The sequence below is a fragment of the Thiohalospira halophila DSM 15071 genome (assembly GCF_900112605.1).
GTDB classification, from domain to species: Bacteria; Pseudomonadota; Gammaproteobacteria; order Thiohalospirales; family Thiohalospiraceae; genus Thiohalospira; species Thiohalospira halophila.
In genome coordinates, this window is record NZ_FOMJ01000019.1 from 1 (window position 1) to 2,225 (window position 2,225).

The window sequence follows — 2,225 nt, forward strand, 5'->3', positions numbered from 1 at the left end:
GGTCTGGCTGAACCCGGAACGGCGAACGGCCTGCGAACCCGATCAAGTCGCAGCATGATGCTCGGGGATACGACAACTAGCTTGACGAACGCCGCCCGGGAGTTCATCAACGAGAACGCCTCGCGCTCGGCGGTCCATCGGCTGCTCAAGCGCCACGGGATCTCGACCATGCCCACGGAGGCAAAGCCGCGGCGGCCGTCCAAGCCCTTCAAGGCCTACGACCCGGGCTATCTGCATGTCGACGTGAAATACCTCCCGCAGATGGCCGATGAGGACCGACGGCGGTATCTGTTCGTCGCCATCGACCGGGCCACCCGCTGGGTGTTTGTGGAGATCTGCGCCGACAAGAGCGCCTCCACGGCCCGGTGCTTCCTGCGCAACCTGCACAAGGCCTGCCCGGTCCGTATCCGGACCCTGCTCACCGACAACGGCAAGGAGTTCACCGACCGGCTGTTCGGGGCGCGAGCCAAGGGCGCCTCCGGTGACCACGAGTTCGACCAGCTCTGCGAAGAGCTGGGCATCGAGCATCGGCTGACCCGGCCGAAAACGCCGCAGACCAACGGCATGGTGGAGCGTTTCAACGGCCGCATTAGCGAGGTCCTGGCGACGCACCACTTCGATAGCCGGGCCAGTCTGGAGCAGACGCTCAAGCGGTATGTGCATCTGTACAATCACCATCTACCGCAGAAGGCCCTGGACCACCAGCCGCCCATCCAGGCGATGAAAAGCTGGTACGCCGAACGGCCCGATCTCTTTCATCGAAAGCCACGGAATCATCCGGGACCTGACAATTAGTCGGGTCTTGACATTTAATTTCCGGTCGCTGAACGTATCAGCATGAGTATGAGAATATTCCTTAGCCGTTGAGCTTCATAGGGGTCATATAAAAAGATATCGTTGAAATCAGTGGACCGAAGTAGGTCTGACGCTGTTCCAACCTCTTCATGGTATTGAGGGCCATTGAAAGGCAGAACAATTCCGCGCTCATAGAAGAAATCTAAGTCGGGGCGATTGTTTTCTAGGATTTTCTCTGCTATACCTTGTCGAAGTTGTGGCCGGCTCCCCAAGCTGACTTTTTTTTCAATAGAGTTCAGTGTTCTCCACAAGAGCTCCGATTCGTTGAACTGGTAGCTAGAGCTATCCTCCAGAATCCCGGGCATTTGCCGAAGTTCCCAAAGCAGGTACATTGCTTCGGCAGAAAGGGAGTCATTGACGTTCGTGCTCTGAATAAGGGGGGGGGTGCAATCAAAGCTGGAGGATAAGTAGGTAAGGAAATCCGTGGTAATATCGCCGTCTGTGAGCATCGAGCGATCAAAGGGCCGGATATTAACCTGCCCCCCAAAGACTCGCTCGAACGCTTCGGCCGCAAGGCGGTAGCCGCATTCATATGTGTCGGGTGCAATGAACTCGGGGCTTCGTTTGAGCTTCTCTTGCATCAGAGATATGTAAAGGCCGACCGGCTCGCGGACATACATCAGAATGCGTATGTCATTACTTATAAGAGTGAGTTTATCTCGTAGATAGGCCATACGGTCTTCAATGCCCTCCTTGAAGGCAGGCGACGAGCCGATGAGTCCAGAGCCCTCTCGAAAAATGAAACTATGGACCAACTCTTCGGCCGACAAGACGACCGTCTCCTCCGTTCCAGCAAATTCCTCGGAGAGATGTCGTAACTTCTCTATGGAGCCAGAAGCTTCGCCAGCCGCTGTCCCGTGAAGCAGGAACTGTCCGAGATAACGTTGCTTGAAGTCATTATCCAGAAGGGGGTAGTGAATGCCTGCTTTTTCTAAAGTTTTGCGGTTTTGTGCTAGAGCCACTTGTAAGGAAGAAGTACCTGTCTTGGGGTATCCGACATGCAGAACAACCGGCATTGAAACCACCATTTTTCGAAGTGAAGTTTTTGACGCCTCGCCTTTCGTAAGGGAACCGCTGAATAAACCGGTCCCGAGTTCACAAAAGGCCGATTCCATCCCGGAGGGCCGGCCGATGGTCGGTTGAGGGCCGTTTTCGGCCCTCGTTGGAGGCCGGGAGACCGGCTCACGGCCGGTTTCCCGGGCCCCGGCCCGGTCTCAAGACGGACGGGCCCCTTGGGCCAGTAACGTTCGCCGGGCCCGGAACAGGTTGCCCAGACCGAACAGCGTGAATAGCTGCGCCTCGTTCTTGAACAGACCCCGGTAACGGGTCCGGCGATGACCAAAGAGGTTCTTCACGACATGGAACGGATG

General features: G+C 56.4%; 2 protein-coding genes and 1 pseudogene. 1 reads left to right on the top strand and 2 read right to left on the bottom strand.

The genetic code is table 11. From position 1 onward, the window contains the following. Positions 1-795, top strand: a 795-nt coding sequence (locus BM272_RS13390; protein ID WP_205407823.1) for a DDE-type integrase/transposase/recombinase, incomplete at its 5' end; no start/stop codon positions are given. A 14-nt stretch (positions 796-809) separates the two neighbouring features. Here the strand turns inward: BM272_RS13390 and BM272_RS13685 are convergent. Beyond that, complete coding sequence (locus BM272_RS13685) at positions 810-1,970, bottom strand: hypothetical protein (protein ID WP_159433104.1); 1,161 nt, start codon at positions 1,968-1,970, stop codon at positions 810-812. Positions 1,971-2,069: 99 nt separating this feature from the next. Beyond that, a pseudogene (locus BM272_RS13690) lies at positions 2,070-2,225 on the bottom strand (IS5/IS1182 family transposase); the annotation flags it as partial.

What these genes read in the sequence shown, in the direction of transcription:
- BM272_RS13685 (WP_159433104.1), bottom strand. Translation starts at nt 1,970, where the DNA reads ATGGAATCGGCCTTTTGTGAACTCGGGACCGGTTTATTCAGCGGTTCC.